The sequence below is a fragment of the Joostella sp. genome, from assembly GCF_048266025.1.
Classification (GTDB): Bacteria; Bacteroidota; Bacteroidia; order Flavobacteriales; family Flavobacteriaceae; genus Galbibacter; species Galbibacter atrarenae.
Genome location: NZ_JBLXAF010000002.1, coordinates 265,171 through 283,597, shown reverse-complemented (window position 1 = coordinate 283,597; position 18,427 = coordinate 265,171). Strand labels below are relative to the sequence as shown.

At 34.0% G+C, this 18,427-nt stretch carries 14 protein-coding genes; 10 read left to right on the top strand and 4 right to left on the bottom strand.

Going from position 1 to position 18,427, the window contains the following annotated elements; all coding sequences use genetic code 11:
- The first annotated feature begins 14 nt into the window (after positions 1-14).
- Both ACN0TY_RS07010 and rpsA read left to right on the top strand, forming a co-directional pair.
- On the top strand, positions 15-1,193 hold the full coding sequence (locus ACN0TY_RS07010) for an MFS transporter (RefSeq protein ID WP_417443915.1): 1,179 nt from the start codon (positions 15-17) through the stop codon (positions 1,191-1,193).
- A gap of 189 nt (positions 1,194-1,382) precedes the next feature.
- The gene (gene rpsA / locus ACN0TY_RS07005) at positions 1,383-3,203 is read left to right on the top strand and encodes a 30S ribosomal protein S1 (RefSeq protein WP_236958200.1); all 1,821 of its coding nucleotides are present in this window, start codon (positions 1,383-1,385) and stop codon (positions 3,201-3,203) included.
- A gap of 119 nt (positions 3,204-3,322) precedes the next feature.
- Here the strand turns inward: rpsA and ACN0TY_RS07000 are convergent, their stop codons facing one another.
- Entirely contained in the window at positions 3,323-4,627 is a 1,305-nt protein-coding gene (locus ACN0TY_RS07000; RefSeq protein WP_417443914.1) for a cryptochrome/photolyase family protein, read from the bottom strand.
- A 154-nt stretch (positions 4,628-4,781) separates the two neighbouring features.
- Here ACN0TY_RS07000 and ACN0TY_RS06995 point away from each other — a divergent pair, with 154 nt between their 5' ends.
- Positions 4,782-5,627 (top strand): DUF2911 domain-containing protein, encoded by an 846-nt coding sequence (locus ACN0TY_RS06995; protein WP_417443913.1) that lies wholly within the window; start codon positions 4,782-4,784, stop codon positions 5,625-5,627.
- Positions 5,628-5,683: 56 nt separating this feature from the next.
- Here the strand turns inward: ACN0TY_RS06995 and ACN0TY_RS06990 are convergent, their stop codons facing one another.
- On the bottom strand, positions 5,684-7,063 hold the full coding sequence (locus ACN0TY_RS06990) for an aldehyde dehydrogenase (RefSeq protein WP_417443912.1): 1,380 nt from the start codon (positions 7,061-7,063) through the stop codon (positions 5,684-5,686).
- Positions 7,064-7,506: 443 nt separating this feature from the next.
- On the opposite strand from ACN0TY_RS06990, the gene ilvD reads away from it, so the two are divergent.
- The 6 genes from ilvD to ACN0TY_RS06960 all read left to right on the top strand — a co-directional run bounded on the left by ilvD (position 7,507) and on the right by ACN0TY_RS06960 (position 16,186).
- Positions 7,507-9,189 carry a dihydroxy-acid dehydratase gene (ilvD, locus tag ACN0TY_RS06985; protein WP_417443911.1) on the top strand — a complete coding sequence of 561 codons (1,683 nt, stop codon included), beginning with the start codon at positions 7,507-7,509 and terminating at the stop codon, positions 9,187-9,189.
- A gap of 104 nt (positions 9,190-9,293) precedes the next feature.
- The gene (gene ilvB, locus ACN0TY_RS06980) at positions 9,294-11,027 is read left to right on the top strand and encodes a biosynthetic-type acetolactate synthase large subunit (RefSeq protein WP_417443910.1); all 1,734 of its coding nucleotides are present in this window, start codon (positions 9,294-9,296) and stop codon (positions 11,025-11,027) included.
- Between the two features lie 93 nt (positions 11,028-11,120).
- Complete coding sequence (ilvN, locus tag ACN0TY_RS06975) at positions 11,121-11,645, top strand: acetolactate synthase small subunit (protein WP_417443909.1); 525 nt, start codon at positions 11,121-11,123, stop codon at positions 11,643-11,645.
- Between the two features lie 31 nt (positions 11,646-11,676).
- Positions 11,677-13,146, top strand: coding sequence for a ketol-acid reductoisomerase (gene ilvC, locus ACN0TY_RS06970; RefSeq protein ID WP_236958207.1), 1,470 nt, complete (start codon positions 11,677-11,679; stop codon positions 13,144-13,146).
- 65 nt (positions 13,147-13,211) lie between these two features.
- Positions 13,212-14,474, top strand: coding sequence for a threonine ammonia-lyase IlvA (gene ilvA, locus ACN0TY_RS06965; protein WP_236958208.1), 1,263 nt, complete (start codon positions 13,212-13,214; stop codon positions 14,472-14,474).
- 110 nt (positions 14,475-14,584) lie between these two features.
- Positions 14,585-16,186 carry an NADP-dependent glyceraldehyde-3-phosphate dehydrogenase gene (locus tag ACN0TY_RS06960; RefSeq protein ID WP_417443908.1) on the top strand — a complete coding sequence of 534 codons (1,602 nt, stop codon included), beginning with the start codon at positions 14,585-14,587 and terminating at the stop codon, positions 16,184-16,186.
- 230 nt (positions 16,187-16,416) lie between these two features.
- Here ACN0TY_RS06960 and ACN0TY_RS06955 read toward each other — a convergent pair whose 3' ends face one another.
- Entirely contained in the window at positions 16,417-16,656 is a 240-nt protein-coding gene (locus ACN0TY_RS06955) for a putative signal transducing protein (RefSeq protein WP_417443907.1), read from the bottom strand.
- A 326-nt stretch (positions 16,657-16,982) separates the two neighbouring features.
- Between ACN0TY_RS06955 and ACN0TY_RS06950 the strand changes: the two genes are divergently transcribed.
- Positions 16,983-17,537, top strand: a complete 555-nt coding sequence (locus tag ACN0TY_RS06950; protein ID WP_417443906.1) for a fasciclin domain-containing protein — start codon at positions 16,983-16,985, stop codon at positions 17,535-17,537.
- 83 nt (positions 17,538-17,620) lie between these two features.
- Here ACN0TY_RS06950 and ACN0TY_RS06945 read toward each other — a convergent pair whose 3' ends face one another.
- Positions 17,621-18,253 carry an NAD(P)H-dependent oxidoreductase gene (locus ACN0TY_RS06945; protein ID WP_417443905.1) on the bottom strand — a complete coding sequence of 211 codons (633 nt, stop codon included), beginning with the start codon at positions 18,251-18,253 and terminating at the stop codon, positions 17,621-17,623.
- Positions 18,254-18,427 lie beyond the last annotated feature (174 nt).

Sequence of the window (18,427 nt, the reverse complement as noted above, 5' to 3'; positions counted from 1 at the left end):
GGCAAGGAATGTTTATGGATCAAAATCAGAAATTACCTAAATCTTTGCTCTATTTGATGGCCTTTGGAGCCGGGCTCATCGTTGCAAATAATTATTACAATCAACCTTTATTAGGTTTAATAGCTAAAAGTTTTCAGGTTTCAGAATCCGAAGTAAGTAATATTCCTCTATTTACTCAAGTTGGATATGCTTTTGGATTACTATTTCTAATTCCGTTAGGAGATAAATTCAACAGAAAGAAACTAATGTTAGTAGATTTTCTACTGATCATAGTTTCATTGATTATTGCTGCCACTTCATCTTCGCTAATAATTCTGATAATAGCCAGTTTTATGATTGGTTTTTCTTCAGTTATTCCTCAATTTTTTGTTCCTATGGCTGCGCAGCTAGCTAATCCTAATGAGCGAGGAAAAGCGATAGGAATTGTTATGAGTGGTTTATTAATTGGGATACTTGGGAGTCGCTTTATTAGTGGCTTTGTTGGAGAATATTTTGGTTGGCGTGCTATGTATTATATAGCAGCTGTAGCAGTATCACTATATGGTATTTTGATTTATTTTAAGCTCCCTGCTATTACTTCAGAATTTAAAGGAACTTATAAGGAGTTGATGAAATCTATTTGGTTTTATTTTAAATCTGATAGCACTTTACGTTTAGCTTCTTTACGTGGAGCTTTAGGTTTTGCTGGATTTAGTGCTTTTTGGACCACTCTTGTTTTTTTATTAGAAGATGTGTTTAATTATGGTAGTGGCGTAGCTGGAGCTTTTGGCGCCTTGGGTATCTGTGGAGCTTTAGCAGCGAATGTAATGGGGAAATTGAGCGACCGAATGAATAAGAATAAAGTAATCCTTATTGCTATTATAATTATGATATTCGCATGGTTGGTATTTTACTTTTCTACGGCATCTATTATAGGTTTGGTAATTGGCGTTATTTTACTTGATATGGGACTACAATCATTGCACATTACGAATCAAAGTATCATTTTATCTGGTAGCCCTGAAGCAGGAAATCGGATCAATACAATATATATGGTAATCTACTTTATTGGTGGAGCACTTGGCACCATAACTGGAGCTCAGATATGGGAAATGTTCCATTGGAAAGGAGTAGCAGTGCTAGGAATGACCTATACCGTATTCATATTGTTTTTTCATGTATTGTATAAAAAACCAATCAATACACAGTCTTAAGATGATAAAGATTGATTTTTGTCTTCCTAATTATTTGAATATCAAAAATTAAGTTGTAAATTTGCACTCCTTTTTAGCAAACCAAAGAGAAAAAAAGGGTTTTTAAATAATTTATATATAAACATCTTCTGTGTTTAAATTTTGCTAATCTCTTGATTTAATACAGAATACAAATCTTAATCAGCAAACATGGCTGAATCTAAAGAAACACAAAAAGAGCAAGTTGCAGAAACTAAATCTGCAGAAGCTACACAAGAAGTAAAAGAAACAGTTTCTCAGGAAGAGTTTCTTAAAAACTTTAACTGGCACAATTACCAAGAAGGTATTGACCAAGTTGAAGATTCTAAATTACAAGAATTCGAAAACTTAGTTGCAGAAAACTTCGTAGACACCGCTGATGAAGAGGTTGTTGAAGGAACTGTAGTTCACTTAACAGACAGAGAAGCGATTATTGATATCAATGCGAAGTCTGAAGGAGTTATTTCTTTAAATGAGTTTCGTTACAATCCAAACTTAAAAGTAGGAGACAAGGTTGAAGTTTTAATCGACGTTCGCGAAGATAAAACTGGACAATTAATATTATCTCACCGTAAGGCTAGAACTATCAAGGCTTGGGATAGAGTTAATGCAGCTCACGATAAAGCTGAAATCGTTAATGGTTTTGTTAAGTGCAGAACTAAAGGTGGTATGATTGTAGACGTATTCGGAATCGAAGCGTTCTTACCTGGATCTCAAATTGATGTGAAGCCAATTCGTGATTACGATGCTTATGTTGGTAAAACAATGGAATTCAAAGTGGTTAAAATTAACCATGAGTTCAAAAACGTTGTTGTATCTCACAAAGCTCTAATCGAGGCAGATATCGAAGAACAGAAAAAAGAAATCATCGGGCAGCTTGAAAAAGGTCAAGTTCTTGAAGGAACCGTTAAGAATATTACATCTTACGGGGTATTCATCGATCTTGGTGGCGTAGATGGTCTTATCCATATTACAGATCTTTCTTGGTCTCGTATCAACCATCCAAATGAGGTTGTTGAATTAGATCAGAAATTAAATGTTGTAATCTTAGACTTTGATGATAACAAGTCTAGAATTCAATTAGGTCTTAAACAATTACAGAAACACCCATGGGAAGCTTTAGGTGATGAAGTAAAAGTTGGTGATCAAGTTAAAGGTAAAGTAGTTGTTATTGCAGATTACGGTGCGTTTATCGAAGTAGCTGACGGTGTTGAAGGTCTTATCCACGTTTCTGAAATGTCTTGGTCTACACACTTACGTTCGGCTCAAGATTTCGTGAAAGTTGGAGATGAAGTACAAGCAGTAGTGCTTACTTTAGATCGTGAAGATCGTAAAATGTCTCTTGGTATCAAGCAATTAACGCCAGATCCATGGACAGATATTACAACTAAATATCCTGTAGGTTCTAAGCACACAGGAATCGTTCGTAACTTTACAAACTTTGGAGTTTTTGTTGAGTTAGAAGAAGGAATTGACGGATTGATTTATATCTCTGATCTTTCTTGGACTAAGAAAATCAAACACCCATCTGAATTTGTAAATGTTGGTGATAAGTTAGAAGTTGAAGTTCTTGAACTAGATGTTGATGGACGTAAACTAAGCCTTGGTCACAAACAAACTACTGAAAACCCATGGGATAAGTACGAAACAGAATTTGCTGAAGGTACTATTCACAATGCGGAAATCGGAGAGATTGTAGATAAAGGTGCTACTATCGATTTCAATGAAGATATCGTTGCTTTCGTTCCTTCTCGTCATTTAGAGAAAGAGGATGGTAAGAAGTTGAAAAAAGGAGATACTGCTGATTTCAAAATCATTGAGTTCAATAAAGAATTCAAAAGAGTAGTTGCTTCTCATACAGCTATCTTCAAAGAAGAAGAAGAGAAAAATGTAAAAGCTGCTACAAAACGTAGTAACCAAGCAGAGAAAACAACTCTTGGTGATGCTAATGCAGAGCTTCAAGCATTGAAAGATAAAATGGAAGGGAAATAATAATTTTCAATTCATTTAAAAATTAAACCCTCCAATTTGGAGGGTTTTTTTATGCTTAAACTTTAAATTAAAGTCTGAATATTCACTTGATAATTAATTTCTGTTTCGTTGTGTAGTTATTAACTCACTGCTTCTTTGTATACTTTTAAGCAGCGTTCTCTCGCTTCTTTATGGTCCACAATAGGATCCGGATATGTAAGTTCATTTAAATCTGTCACCCATGTATTAATATATTTTAAATCTTTATCGAACTTTTTAATTTGAGTGGTAGGATTAAAAATTCTAAAATAAGGAGCAGCATCAACGCCACTTCCTGCGGCCCATTGCCAATTACCAACATTACTAGAAAGTTCGTAATCTAAGAGCTTTTCTGCGAAATAAGCTTCTCCCCATCGCCAATCGATTAGCAAATGTTTGCACAGAAAACTAGCAACAACCATTCTAACTCTATTATGCATGTATCCAGTGGTATTCAATTCTCGCATTCCAGCATCCACTAATGGATAGCCAGTTTTCCCTTCACACCACTTCTTGAATTCAGCTTCATTATTTCTCCATTCTATTCGATCATATTTCTCTCTAAAAGCATTATTAACTGTTTTAGGGAAGTGCCATAGAATCTGCATAAAAAACTCTCTCCAAATCAGTTCATTCCAAAAAGTTTGCTCTTTAGCTTCTAGCGCTTTTTTTAATATTTTTCTGATACCTACTGTCCCAAATCTTAAGTGTACACTTATGTTAGAAGTTCCATTTTCAGCAGGAAAATCTCTGTTCTCCTTGTAGTTATCAATCAGTGTAGGAGTAACATCGTAGTCTTTTACTTCAATTGTAGATTTTGTAAAACCTATTTCAGATAAACTAACCTGTGGTAAGCGTGTATTCTTAACTAAATTGTTTAAATGCTGACTCGTATAATGAACGTTTAAATTATTTTTACTGAAGTGTTTTTTCCATTTTTTCATGTAAGGAGTATATACAACATAAGGGTCTCCGTCGTCTTTTACTACTTCATCCTTTTCAAAAAATACTTGGTCTTTATAAGTTTCAAATTCTATTTTTTTACTAGCTAACAATTCCCTTATTTCTTCATCTCTTTTTTTAGCGTATGGCTCATAATCACGGTTTGTAAAAACTTTATTGATATTATATGTAGATGAAAGTTCCTTAAATATTTCTTTAGGTTCCCCGTAGAATAGTGCTAAAGAACTATCGTGCTTATCTTGTAGTTCATCTCTCATATTTTGTAGAGTTTTAAAAATAAAACTTACTCGAGCATCATTTTTTGGGAGATCTTCAAGTATTTTTTTGTCGAATATGAAGATTGGCATTACTGGATTTTCAGCTTTTAAAGCTTCCAAAAAGCCCACATTATCGTCTAATCTAAGATCTCTACGGAACCAAAAAATATTAATATTATTTTCCATCTGAATAGTTTTCCATACAAAAGTAGTATAATTTTGTTTATTATTTATTGATTTTCATTAAACAATATTGACTCTATTATTTAAGATTTTGTTAACATTTCAACTTTACTTAATACGTAAATTCGTGTGATAAAAAACTAATTAAAAACAAACAATGAAAAAATTAATCTTACTAATTTGTGCTGTTTTAGGGTCTTATACTTTAAACGCACAGGTAACAACGCCGCAGCCAAGTCCAACTTCAAAATTGGAGCAGAAAGTTGGTTTAACAGATGTTACAATAGCCTATTCAAGACCATCTATGAGAGGTAGAGCTATTTTTGGAGAATTAGTGCCTTTTGGTGAAATCTGGAGAACTGGAGCTAATCAGAATACAATAGTTACTTTTAGCGATGATGTGAAAATAGGAGGAAAGGATGTTAAAAAAGGGAGTTATGCGCTTTTTTCTAAGCCTAACAAAAATAGTTGGGATGTATACTTTTATAATGATACTAATAACTGGGGAAATCCTGAAAAATGGGATGACAGTAAAGTAGTAGCCAAAGTTACAGCTACACCTTATGAATTACCTTTTGAAGTTGAAACTTTTACTATCGATGTAGATAACTTAACTAATAATGGTGCTTCTCTAGGAATCGTTTGGGAAAATACATATGTGGGAGTTCCTTTTGAAGTTCCAACTAAAGAGAAAGCAACAGCAAGTATTAAAAAGGTAATGAATGGACCGCAATCTGGCGATTATTATGCTGCAGCTGTTTACTATTTACAAGAAGGTCAGGATTTAGATCAAGCTCAAGAATGGATGGATAAAGCTATTTCTGAACAAAAAGAAGCTCCTTTTTGGATGTTAAGACAGAAATCACTTATTCAAGCTAAACAGGGAGATACTAAAGGAGCTATTGAGACTGCGAAAAAGTCTTTGGCTGCTGCTGAAAAAGCTGGTAATAAGGACTATGTAAAGCTTAACCAAGATTCTATAGCAGAATGGGGAGCTAAATAGTTTTTATATTATAAATGAATTTGAAAAAGACTGTTTAAATGCAGTCTTTTTTGTTTTTAAATGAAATTTTTTAGTTTTTTGACAAGGTTTAATTTCCCTTCATAAGGGGCATATTTCAATGGGATATCCAACCATGTTCCTCTTCTTACAACCGACTTATGATGTGAGAAAACATCGAAAGTTAGATTTCCATGATAGGCTCCAATACCACTTTGTCCAACACCACCAAATGGGAGTCTCTTGTTTACAAAATGCACAATAGTATCGTTTATAGCACCTCCTCCATAAGAGAATTGGTTCATTACTTTATTAGAAAAGTTCTTGCGACTCGAAAATACATATAAAGAAAGGGGCTTCTCATATTTGGAAATAACATCACTAATTTCTTCTTCAGTATTATAACTGATAATCGGTAGCAATGGTCCAAAAATCTCCTCTTTCATAACATCACTATCTAAACTAGGTTCCGTTATTAAAGTTGGAGAAATATAGCAATCAGTTCGATCAATTTGACCTCCAAAAGTGACTTTTTCATAGTCGATTAAATCGGCTAGTCTGTCAAAATTACGTTGGTTTACAATTCTAGGGTAATCAGGAGAATTCTTCGGGTTATCAGAATATGCAGCGATTATTTCTTCCTTTAAAAAGGCTATCAACTTATCTTTAACTTCGGAAGCTACCAGAATATAATCTGGAGCGATACAGGTTTGTCCACCATTTAAAAACTTACCCCAAACAATTCTTCGTGCTGCTTGTTGTAACTTAGCTGTTTCATCAATAATACATGGGTTTTTTCCTCCTAATTCCAAGGTTACAGGAGTAAGGTTATTAGCTGCAGCTTGGTAAACAATTTTTCCCACTTGCGGACTCCCAGTAAAAAATATATAATCCCATCGTTCTTTAAGCAGTGCTGTAGAAACATCTTTGTCACCTTGAATAACATTTACATAGTTTTCAGGAAATACTGCACTGATAATTTCTGAAATTATATTAGCCGTATTTGGGGTTAACTCCGAAGGCTTAATCACTGCTGTATTTCCCGCTGCAATGGCTCCAATTAAAGGGGATATGGCTAATTGAAACGGATAGTTCCAAGGAGCAATAATTAATACTGTTCCATAAGGTTCTTTAATGATTTTAGCAGAGGAGGGGAAGTTGATTAGCGAAGGTGACACCGCTTTTGGCTTTGCCCAAGAATAGATCTTTTTTATGGCATCCTTGAGTTCTCCTAAAATATATTGTGTCTCACTTAATAATGATTCAAATTCTGATTTTTTAAAATCTGAATACAAAGCATTGCAAATGTCTTTCTCACGAGTTTCTATCTCAGATTTTAATTTTCTTAGAATATTTTTTCTCGCTTTTAAATCTCTTGTAGTCCCTTTGCTATAGTAAGCTTTCTGCTCTTCTAAGACCTGTTTAATTTGATTTTCCATTTGCAATTAAAGTAAAAATGTTTTTTCAAGTTAGAAATTATATCTAATATTGTAGTAATGAAAACGCAAATAATTAATATCATTTCTATTCTAGTCGCTGTGATTATTTCACGGGGATAGGAAGGAGTGTATATTATATCAATATAGCAAGCCTTCCTTTTTGGAAGGCTTTTTTAGTTTATGGCAATACCTAAAAACTATATTGTTATAGTAAAATAGCTAGCTTAAGATTGATTGATAAAGTAAATAAACGCTCTTAAAAAAGGTAAATAAAAGCGTTTGAATGTCCTAAAAATATACATTTAAACAACTGTATATCAGTAATGTAGTTATTTATTAAGGGTGTTGGATTTAAAGTTAAAAAAGAAATGCTTTAAAATTTATAAATACAATAGTATATTTTTGAATAAAATTAGATAATACTTTAAAATTTAACATATAAAGTGAATTTAAAAAAATTTAGTCACCAAGTAACACAAGACCCAACGCTTCCAGCTGCACAAGCTATGTTACACGCATTGGGCTTAACAGATGAAGATTTACAAAAACCTTTTATAGGGATTGCAAGTACAGGTTATGAGGGAAACCCTTGTAATATGCATCTTAACGACCTAGCAAAGCATGTTAAAAAAGGAACTGCTAATGCAGACACGGTAGGATTAATTTTTAATACTATAGGAGTTAGTGATGGTATTTCTAACGGAACACCAGGAATGAAGTTCTCACTACCTTCTAGAGATATTATTGCAGATTCTATGGAAACTGTAGTAGAGGCTATGAGCTATGATGGTTTGATTACAGTAGTAGGTTGTGATAAAAATATGCCAGGAGCTTTAATGGCGCAATTGAGGTTAAATAGACCGTCTATTTTAGTGTATGGAGGAACGATTGCTTCTGGATGCCATAATGGGAAAAAATTAGATATTATATCTGCATTTGAGGCTTATGGCCAAAAAGTAGCAGGAACTATAGATGAATCAGAATACAAAGAAGTGATTCATAAAGCATGTCCTGGAGCTGGAGCTTGTGGTGGGATGTATACTGCAAACACAATGGCTTCTGCAATAGAAGCTTTAGGGATGTCATTGCCTTTTAACTCTTCAAATCCTGCGATTAGTAATAATAATCTAAAAGAAGAAGAGTGTGTAAAAGCAGGAGAGGCGCTTCGTTTATTATTAGAAAAAGATATTAAGCCTTCTGATATTGTTACTAAGAAATCTTTAGAAAATGCCTTTAGATTGGTAACAGTTCTTGGAGGTTCTACGAATGCCGTTCTTCACTTTTTAGCAATTGCCAAAGCTGCTCAGGTAGAATTCACTTTAGACGATTTTAAAAAGATAAGCGATAATACTCCATTGCTAGCTGATTTAAAGCCTAGTGGTAAATATTCAATGGAAGATTTGCATGGTGTAGGAGGAATTCCTGGAGTGCTTAAATATATGTTAGATAACGATATGCTTCATGGAGATTGTCTAACCGTAACAGGTAAAACTATAGCTGATAATTTAAAAGATGTTCCAAATTTAATTGCGAATCAAGAGATTGTAAAAACTTTAGATAAGCCTATTAAAGATACAGGACATATTAGAATATTATTTGGAAATCTAGCTACAGAAGGTGCAGTTGCTAAAATTACAGGTAAAGAAGGTTTGTCTTTTAGAGGAACTGCAAATGTTTTTGATGGAGAAGATGCTGTAAATGAAGGGATAAAAACTGGAAAAGTAAAAAAAGGAGATGTCGTCATTATCCGCTACGAAGGGCCAAAAGGTGGACCAGGAATGCCGGAAATGCTAAAACCGACTTCTTCAATTATGGGAGCTGGTTTAGGTAAAGAAGTAGCTTTAATTACAGACGGGCGTTTTTCTGGAGGATCTCATGGTTTCGTAGTGGGACACGTAGCACCGGAAGCACAAGTTGGAGGTAATATCGCTTTAGTAGAAAACGGAGATATTATTGCAATCGACGCTGTTAATAATACTATTAATATCGAGATTTCTGATGAAGAGCTTGCAAAAAGAAAAGAAAAATGGAAAGCTCCAGCGTTAAAAGTACAAAGAGGAGCATTATATAAATATGCAAAAACAGTTTCATCAGCTTCAAAAGGTTGTGTAACTGACGAGTTTTAGAAAAAATCCAATACTGTTTTATTATTCAGCAATAAAAAAACTAGAATACTAAAACGTCAATTTGATAATTGCGGACTCGATTCGTAACTAATAGATTGTTACTTATGGAAGTAAAGACATTAAGAAAAGAAGAAAGTAAAACCGGAACTAAGATAAGAGTTACGGGAGCAGAAGCAGTAATCCACTGTTTACTTGCAGAAGGGGTAGATACACTTTACGGTTATCCGGGAGGAGCTATTATGCCAATTTATGATGAACTTTATAAGTTTAAAGACAAACTTCATCATGTATTAACAAGACACGAGCAGGGGGCAACTCACGCTGCTCAAGGTTACGCTAGAGTCTCTGGGAAAGTAGGTGTTGCTATGGCTACATCTGGACCTGGAGCTACAAATCTGATTACTGGTATTGCAGATGCTCAGATAGATTCAACCCCAATGGTTTGTATTACTGGGCAAGTAGCACGTCATCTTTTAGGTTCGGATGCATTTCAAGAAACAGATATTGTTGGTATTTCAACACCAGTAACAAAATGGAATTATCAGATTACAAATGCTTCGGAAATTCCGGAGGTAATGGCAAAAGCTTTTTATATAGCTAGATCTGGTCGTCCAGGACCTGTGTTAGTAGATATTACTAAAAATGCACAATTTGAGGAGTTTGATTTCGATTATCAAAAATGTACAGCTATCCGTAGTTATACTGCAAATCCAACTGTAGAAACTTCAAAAATAGAAGAGGCTGCAGCTGCTATTAATAATGCTAAAAAACCTATGATTGTATGGGGGCAAGGTATTATTTTAGGAAAAGCAGAAGCAGAATTAAAAGAATTAGTAGAGAAATCTGGTATTCCTGCTGCTTGGACAATTTTAGGAGCCTCCGCTTTACCATCTACGCATCCTTTAAATGTAGGGATGGTTGGTATGCATGGTAATTACGGCCCTAATGTTTTGACTAACGAATGTGATGTTCTTATTGCATTGGGAATGCGTTTTGATGATCGTGTTACGGGAGATTTATCTACGTATGCTAAACAAGCTAAAGTTCTTCATTTTGAAATAGATCCTGCAGAAATTAATAAAAATGTGCATGCAGATGTTCCTGTTTTAGGAGATGTAAAAGAGTCTTTAAAGCAATTGCTGCCACTTATTAAAGAAAATAAGCATGAAGCTTGGCACAATGAGTTTAAAGAAAAATATAAAGTAGAATTCGATCAAGTAATAAATGGTGACCTTAATCCGACTACGGAAGGAATTACCATGGCAGAAGTTATTGAGCAGATTAATGTTTGCTCCAATCATGATGCTGTAATAGTTTCGGATGTTGGGCAACACCAAATGATAGCTTGTAGATATGCTAAATTCAATAAGTCTAAAAGTAACATTACTTCTGGAGGATTAGGAACAATGGGATTTGCTCTTCCAGCAGCAATTGGTGCTAAAATGGGAGCTCCAGAGAGAGAAGTTGTTGCTATTATTGGAGATGGTGGTTACCAAATGACAATTCAGGAATTGGGTACCATTTTTCAGACACAAGTTCCAGTAAAAATTGTTGTTTTAAATAACGAGTTTTTAGGAATGGTACGCCAATGGCAACAGTTGTTTTTTGACAAACGTTATGCATCCACAGAAATGATAAATCCAAATTTTGTGGCTATTGCTGAAGGATATCATATTCAAGCTAAAAAGGTAACTAAGCGAGAAGATTTAGAGGACGCTATTAAAGAGATGATAGCTTCTCCAGACGCATATTTCCTTGAAGTTTGTGTAGAAAAAGAAAATAATGTGTTCCCGATGATTCCTACAGGAGCTTCGGTTTCAGATATTCGTTTGAGTTAATATAAATCAGTTTAAAAGTTGTAATGTAACTATGGATGTTATCTTTTTCAGGGGTAATAAACATTGTAAAACATTCGGATAATAGCATGTAAAATGGAAGAAAATAAATCATATACAATATCGGTTTATTCTGAAGATAATGTGGGTTTATTAAATAGAATATCAGGAATATTCTTAAAAAGACACATTAATATAGAGAGTTTAAATGTATCTAAATCAGAGATTGACGGAGTATTTAAATTCACAATAGTTATTTTTTCTACGGAAGATTGGGCTCGTAAAATTGTAGGACAGATCGAAAAACAGATCGAAGTAATTAAAGCATATTACCATACAGATGATGAGACTATTTTTCAAGAATCAGCGCTTTTTAAAATAGCATCTAATTTATTATTTGATGAGCGTAAGATTCAGAATATTATAAAAGATAACCATTCAGAAATAGTAACAGTTTCTCCAGAGTTTTTCGTGATTTCAAAATCAGGAAGACGTGAAGAAATTGAAGAAATGTACGAACAGTTAAAACCATATGGAATTATGCAATTTGTTCGTTCAGGAAGAATATCAGTATCAAAATCAGAAATGAAAATTTCGAGTCTATTAAAGGACTTCAATTAAAGAATTAAACAACTAAAATTTATAATTAAAAATGGCAAATTATTTTAATACACTTTCACTTAGACAGCAATTAGAGCAATTGGGAGTTTGTGAATTTATGGATATTTCAGAATTTAGTGACGGTGTAGAAAAGTTAAAAGGCAAAAAAGTAGTTATCGTGGGATGCGGTGCGCAGGGTCTTAACCAAGGTCTTAATATGAGAGACTCTGGATTGGATGTTTCTTATGCATTGCGTGAAGGAGCTATTAAAGAAAAAAGACAGTCGTTTGTAAATGCATCAGAAAATGGATTTACGGTAGGGACATATAAAGAATTAATTCCTACTGCAGATTTAGTTTGTAATCTTACGCCAGACAAGCAGCATACAGATGTTGTGAGTACGATTATGCCACTTATGAAAAAGGGAGCTACTTTATCTTATTCTCACGGTTTTAATATCGTTGAAGAAGGGATGAAAGTTCGTGAAGATATTACAGTTATTATGGTGGCTCCAAAATGTCCTGGTTCTGAAGTTAGAGAAGAATATAAAAGAGGATTTGGAGTACCTACACTTATAGCTGTTCACCCAGAGAATGATCCTGAAGGAAAAGGATTAGAGCAAGCTAAGGCTTATGCCGCTGCTACTGGTGGACATAGAGCTGGAGTTTTACGTTCTTCTTTTGTTGCTGAAGTAAAATCTGACCTTATGGGAGAGCAAACCATTTTATGTGGATTGTTACAAACAGGTTCTATCTTGAGTTTCGATAAGATGATAGAAAAAGGAATTGATGCTGGATATGCTTCTAAATTAATCCAATACGGATGGGAGACAATTACTGAGGCTCTTAAATATGGTGGGATCACTAATATGATGGATCGTCTATCAAATCCAGCTAAAGTAGAAGCTTTTAAAATTTCAGAAGAATTAAAAGTAATAATGCGTCCTCTTTTCCAAAAACATATGGACGATATTATGAGTGGTCACTTTTCTAAAACAATGATGGAAGATTGGGCTAACGATGATAAAAATTTACATACTTGGAGAGCTGCAACTGGAGAAACTGCTTTTGAGAAAACACCTGCAGGAGATGTTGCTATTTCTGAGCAAGAATACTTTGACAATGCGGTGTTGATGGTAGCATTTGTAAAATCTGGAGTTGAATTAGCGTTCGAAACGATGACTGAAGCTGGAATTATTGCCGAATCTGCGTATTACGAATCTTTACACGAAACACCGCTTATTGCTAATACAATTGCAAGAAAGAAATTGTTTGAAATGAATCGTGTTATTTCAGATACAGCAGAATATGGTTGTTACTTATTTGATCACGCTTGTAAGCCTTTATTAAAAGACTTCATGAAAAATGTAGATACTAATATTATAGGAAAAGCTTTTTCTGATGATAATGGTGTTGATAATAAAGAACTAATAGAAGTAAACAGTCAGATTCGTAACCACCCTGTAGAAGAGGTTGGAGCATGGCTACGTTCTTCTATGACTGCCATGAAAAAGATTGTTTAATTCTTATGGGAGGATTTTAGCCTTGTTTAATACAGGCTTTAAAATTCCTAATTCTATATAAAATTATGCAGACAAAAACAGTTTACATACCAAAATTAGAAGATGTTAGAAAAGCTGCTGCAACCCTAAATGGGGTTGCAGCAGTTACACCTTTAACCTATAGCTTGCGCTATTCTAAAGAGTTTGAGGCTAATGTTTTACTTAAAAGAGAAGATTTACAGGTAGTTCGTTCATATAAGATTCGTGGTGCTTATAATAAAATAAGTTCGCTTACCGAAGAAGAAAGAGCAAAGGGAATTGTTTGTGCTTCCGCAGGAAATCATTCCCAAGGAGTTGCATATTCTTGTAAAGAGTTAAAAATTAAAGGTACCATTTATATGCCTTCTCCAACACCAAGGCAGAAGATTGAGCAGGTAAAAATGTTTGGTGAAGATTACATAGACATTGTTTTAGAAGGTGATACTTTTGATGATGCCTATAAAGCCGCAATGAAAGAATGTACACGCGTTGGAAAGACTTTTGTTCATCCTTTTGATGATGAAAAAGTTATTGAAGGTCAGGCAACTGTTGGATTGGAAATTCTTGAGCAAACTAAAAAGAGAATCGATTATGTGTTTGTTGCCGTTGGTGGTGGCGGACTAGCTTCTGGTTTAGCGAGTGTTTTTGATGTACTTTCTCCTCAAACTAAAATAATAGGAGTGGAGCCTCAGGGAGCCCCTTCTATGAAAACATCTTTAAAGAATAAAGAAAATACGGAACTTAAAGAGATAGATAAATTTGTAGACGGCGCAGCAGTACAGCGTGTTGGAGACAGAACATTTGCTATTTGTCAGTATCTCTTGGACGAAATGGTAACCGTTCCAGAGGGTAAAGTTTGCCAGGAGATTTTAGATCTTTACAATAAAGATGCAATTGTTGTAGAACCAGCAGGTGCTTTAACATTATCTGCTTTAGAGCAATATAAAGATAAGCTTAAAGGTAAGAATGTTGTATGTGTGGTAAGTGGTAGTAACAATGATATTACTAGAACTGCGGAGATAAAAGAACGTGCATTGCTATATGCTAACCTTAAGCATTATTTTATAATCCGATTCCCGCAGCGTGCAGGAGCTTTAAAAGAGTTTGTTGCTGAAATATTAGGACCATCTGATGATATTACTCATTTTCAGTATACAAAGAAGAATGCTAAAGAAAATGCTCCAGCGGTGGTTGGAATAGAACTAAAATCGGAGGCCGATTTAGAACCGCTAATTGCACGTATGAAATCTAAAAACTTCTTTGGTGAATACTTAAATAACAAACCTGATCTTTTTCAGTATTTAGTATAAAATAAAGGATCATGTTTAACATTTTTAATTTCCCCCTAAAAATCACGTACTTTACTATTTAGTGTATAAAAATATAAAGCAGTATTTCCTGCTAAAAAAGGATACAAACTATGGAAACTAAGACTAAAAATTTTCAAGAAATACCAGAAAAATATCAAATAAAAGAGCTTGTCCATCAAAACAAGTTTTTGGTTGGGGGACAACTAAAACCGTGGACAGGAAAAACTACGGAGGTATATTCTACAATTTCATCTACAGAAGATTATAAACCTACACTTTTAGGAACGATTCCATATATGACAGAGCCAGAGGCTAACGAAGCTTTAGACGCTGCTGGAGTTGCTTTTGATAAAGGTAAAGGTTTATGGCCTACAATGAAAGTTGGAGACCGTGTTGCTTGTATGGAGAAATTTGTAAAGCAAATGGAAACCAAGCGTGATGAAGTTGTAAAACTCATTATGTGGGAGATTGGGAAAACACTTCCTGATTCTGAAAAAGAATTTGATAGAACTGTAGAGTATATCTATGACACTATCGAAGATTTTAAGCAACTGGATCGTGATTCTGCGAACTTTAAAAAGCGTGATGGTATTTATGCTCATATCCGCAGAGGACCATTAGGAATTGTTCTTTGCTTAGGACCATATAATTATCCGCTGAATGAAACTTTCGCACTTTTAATTCCCGCTTTAATTATGGGGAATACGGCTATTTTTAAGCCTGCAAAACACGGTGTTTTATTGATTACTCCTTTATTAGAAGCTTTTAAAAATAGTTTTCCAAAAGGAGTTGTTAATATTGTTTACGGCAGAGGTAGAGAAGTAGCTGCACCGATTATGAAATCTGGGAGAGTAGATGTTTTAGCTCTTATTGGAAATAGTAAATCTGCAGTAGCACTTCAAGATCAACATCCACATAAAAACAGACTTCGTTTGGTTTTAGGATTGGAGGCAAAAAATCCAGCGATAGTTTTGCGAGATGCAGACTTAGATTTGGCAATTAATGAGTGTATTGCAGGGACATTGTCATTTAATGGTCAGCGTTGTACAGCTCTAAAGCTTGTTTATGTTCATGAAGATGTTATTGAAGAATTTAATAAGCGTTTTTCTAAGCGTGTAGACGAATTAAAGTTTGGAAATCCATGGGAAGAAGGTGTGAAATTAACGCCATTACCAGAGGAAGATAAACCTAGTTATATCCAAGAGCTTATCGATGATGCGAAAGCAAATGGAGCTAATATTATAAATGCTAAAGGAGGAGAAGTTACAGATAATTATATCTTCCCTGCGGTTTTATATCCTGTAAATAAAGAGATGCGCGTGTTTAAAGAGGAGCAATTTGGACCTGTTATTCCAATCGTTCCTTTTAAAGATATTGAAGAACCTTTAAATGATGTTGCGAATTCTAATTACGGACAACAAGTAAGTCTTTTTGGAGCAGATATTAGAACGCTAGCACCGCTAATAGATACTTTGGTAAATCTTGTTTGTAGAGTTAATTTGAATAGCTCTTGCCAGCGTGGACCAGATGTGTACCCATTCACGGGGCGTAAAGATTCTGCTGTTGGTACATTAAGTGTGCACGATGCTCTGCGTTCTTTCTCTATTAGAACTTTTGTAGCTTCTAAAGATAATGAGTATAACAATCGTATTTTAAATGATTTATTGGGTAGTAAAGCCTCTAACTTTATAAGTACTGACTATATTTTATAAATTTAAATCCTGCGCCCAATAAAACGTTGGAGAAAGTAGGGTTTAAATTTCTGAAGAAGTATAAAACTATTCCAGGTTCCTTAAATTTTGAGCAAGAAGTAAATCGTTGGGTTTTAACAAAAACTAATTATATAAAGTTGAATGCTTTATAACCCAAGTGAAATTCATTGTATAAAAGAAACCCCAAAGATTTAATTTCTTTGGGGTTTCTTAAATTATAAAATAAGTCTTTATTCTTCTGAAAATTCTTTTTCTATTCCTGTTAAAATTTCTAGCGCTTTGTCATGTTCATCTTTGTGGACAAATAATTGCACCTGATTGATAACAGAAGGACCAAAACCAGCCAATCGTGCTGATTCTGTTTCATTTTTAATCACAGGACTTATAGCGACTTCTTCAAGTCTGCTTTGTAATAACCCTGCTTGAATACTACTTCCAGTAAATATTCTTATGTAATCTTTATTTTCCATTACATAAAGTTAAGCAATAAAATGCATACTTTTTCATATAGTATGGTTAAAATTCATGGTGTAATTCTGGTATCGTGATAGTTTGATTTAAATAAATAATTCTTTTCTATTGATGTTTTTTCGATTCCAATACGTGCTATTTTCCCATGATTCATTTTTTTTTGGCATTCTGAATTATAAACTGTTATTAAATTATATAGTCCAATTGATTTGATGTTAGTAGTTTATAAAAATATTTGAAATCTTTTTTCACATTAATACAATTAAAATAAAACCCTACCAGATAAACTTGCGTAAGTGATTGTATAAAACAAAAAATAGTCACTATGAAAAGTAACAGTATTAAAAACGGAATCTTAATAGCGGTTTTTGCATTAACTTCTATGTATGCTTCGGCACAAGACACAAAAATAGTTGGAGGTGCAGAAATGTATCCAACAAAAAACATTGTAGAGAATGCCGTAAACTCCAAAGACCACACGACGCTTGTAGCTGCTGTAAAAGCCGCAGGTTTGGTAGAAACTTTGCAATCGGAAGGTCCATTTACAGTATTTGCACCAGTAAATAAAGCTTTCGAAGCGTTACCAGAAGGAACGGTAGAAACATTACTAAAACCTGAAAATAAAGAACAATTACAGGCAGTTTTAACGTATCATGTAGTAGCAGGTAAAATGGATGCTGAGGCATTGATGGAAGCTGTAAAAAAAGGAATGGGGAAAGCTAAACTTAAAACTGTAAATGGAGAAGAGTTAGTGGTAATGCAAAAAGGAAAAAAACTTTGGGTAATGGATGCTAAAGGGAATAAAGCTAAAGTAACTATTGCAGATGTTTATCAATCTAATGGTGTTATCCATGTTATAGACACTGTTTTGTTACCTTAATTAGGGAATTAATTGCTAGAGAAAAAGAAAGCGCCCTTCTGTTAAAGAGGGGCGCTTTCTTTTATATTAAATTAGAGAGTGGTCTAATCTATTACAGTAACTAAATCTTCAGTACTTTTTCTAACCTTAACTAAGTTTACCAACCAGTCTTTTTCAGTTTCACGGTAACCCAATGGTAATAAAACTGCACTTCTAAGGCCTTTTTCTCTTAATCCTAAAATCTCGTCAACAGCAGTAGGATCAAACCCTTCTAAAGGAGTTGCATCTACGCCCTCAAAAGCTGCTGCAGTAATAGATTGTGAAAATGCTATATAAGCTTGTTTAGCGGCGTGATTAAAGTTTTCTTCAGCATCTTTCTGAGGATAAGAACTTAATAACATTTGTCTGTAGTTCTCCCAACCTTCATTTTTAAATCCTCTAATTTCATTGGTAAGATCAAACATCTTATTAATTCTTTCTTCAGTATAAGTGTCCCAAGCAGCAAAAACCAATAAGTGTGAGCAATCAGTAATAACCGACTGGTTCCAAGCTACAGGCTTGATTTTTTCTTTTATCTCTTGATTTGTAATTACAAAAATTTCAAAAGGTTGTAACCCACTTGATGTTGGAGCTAAGCGTGCAGCTTCAATAATTCGATCGATTTTATCTTGATCAACCTTTTTGCCATTCATTGCTTTTGCAGCATATCTCCACTTTAATTTATCTAATAATTCCATGTTTGTTATTTTATCTAATATATGTAAACTTTCATTTTGAAATCTGGTTATCTACATTAAATGCTTTACATATTTATATAAGAATCATTCTTTATAAATAACAACTAATTTCAGCCTACAAAGTTATATTATAAAATGAATGTTCATTCTCTTTTATGAATCTTTAACAAGAAT

Coding starts and splice junctions, on each gene's coding strand:
- ACN0TY_RS07010 (WP_417443915.1), top strand. CDS start 15: ATGGATCAAAATCAGAAATTACCTAAATCTTTGCTCTATTTGATGGCC.
- rpsA (WP_236958200.1), top strand. CDS start 1,383: ATGGCTGAATCTAAAGAAACACAAAAAGAGCAAGTTGCAGAAACTAAA.
- ACN0TY_RS07000 (WP_417443914.1), bottom strand. CDS start 4,627: ATGGAAAATAATATTAATATTTTTTGGTTCCGTAGAGATCTTAGATTA.
- ACN0TY_RS06995 (WP_417443913.1), top strand. CDS start 4,782: ATGAAAAAATTAATCTTACTAATTTGTGCTGTTTTAGGGTCTTATACT.
- ACN0TY_RS06990 (WP_417443912.1), bottom strand. CDS start 7,063: ATGGAAAATCAAATTAAACAGGTCTTAGAAGAGCAGAAAGCTTACTAT.
- ilvB (WP_417443910.1), top strand. CDS start 9,294: ATGGAAGTAAAGACATTAAGAAAAGAAGAAAGTAAAACCGGAACTAAG.
- ilvN (WP_417443909.1), top strand. CDS start 11,121: ATGGAAGAAAATAAATCATATACAATATCGGTTTATTCTGAAGATAAT.
- ilvC (WP_236958207.1), top strand. CDS start 11,677: ATGGCAAATTATTTTAATACACTTTCACTTAGACAGCAATTAGAGCAA.
- ilvA (WP_236958208.1), top strand. CDS start 13,212: ATGCAGACAAAAACAGTTTACATACCAAAATTAGAAGATGTTAGAAAA.
- ACN0TY_RS06960 (WP_417443908.1), top strand. CDS start 14,585: ATGGAAACTAAGACTAAAAATTTTCAAGAAATACCAGAAAAATATCAA.
- ACN0TY_RS06955 (WP_417443907.1), bottom strand. CDS start 16,656: ATGGAAAATAAAGATTACATAAGAATATTTACTGGAAGTAGTATTCAA.
- ACN0TY_RS06950 (WP_417443906.1), top strand. CDS start 16,983: ATGAAAAGTAACAGTATTAAAAACGGAATCTTAATAGCGGTTTTTGCA.
- ACN0TY_RS06945 (WP_417443905.1), bottom strand. CDS start 18,253: ATGGAATTATTAGATAAATTAAAGTGGAGATATGCTGCAAAAGCAATG.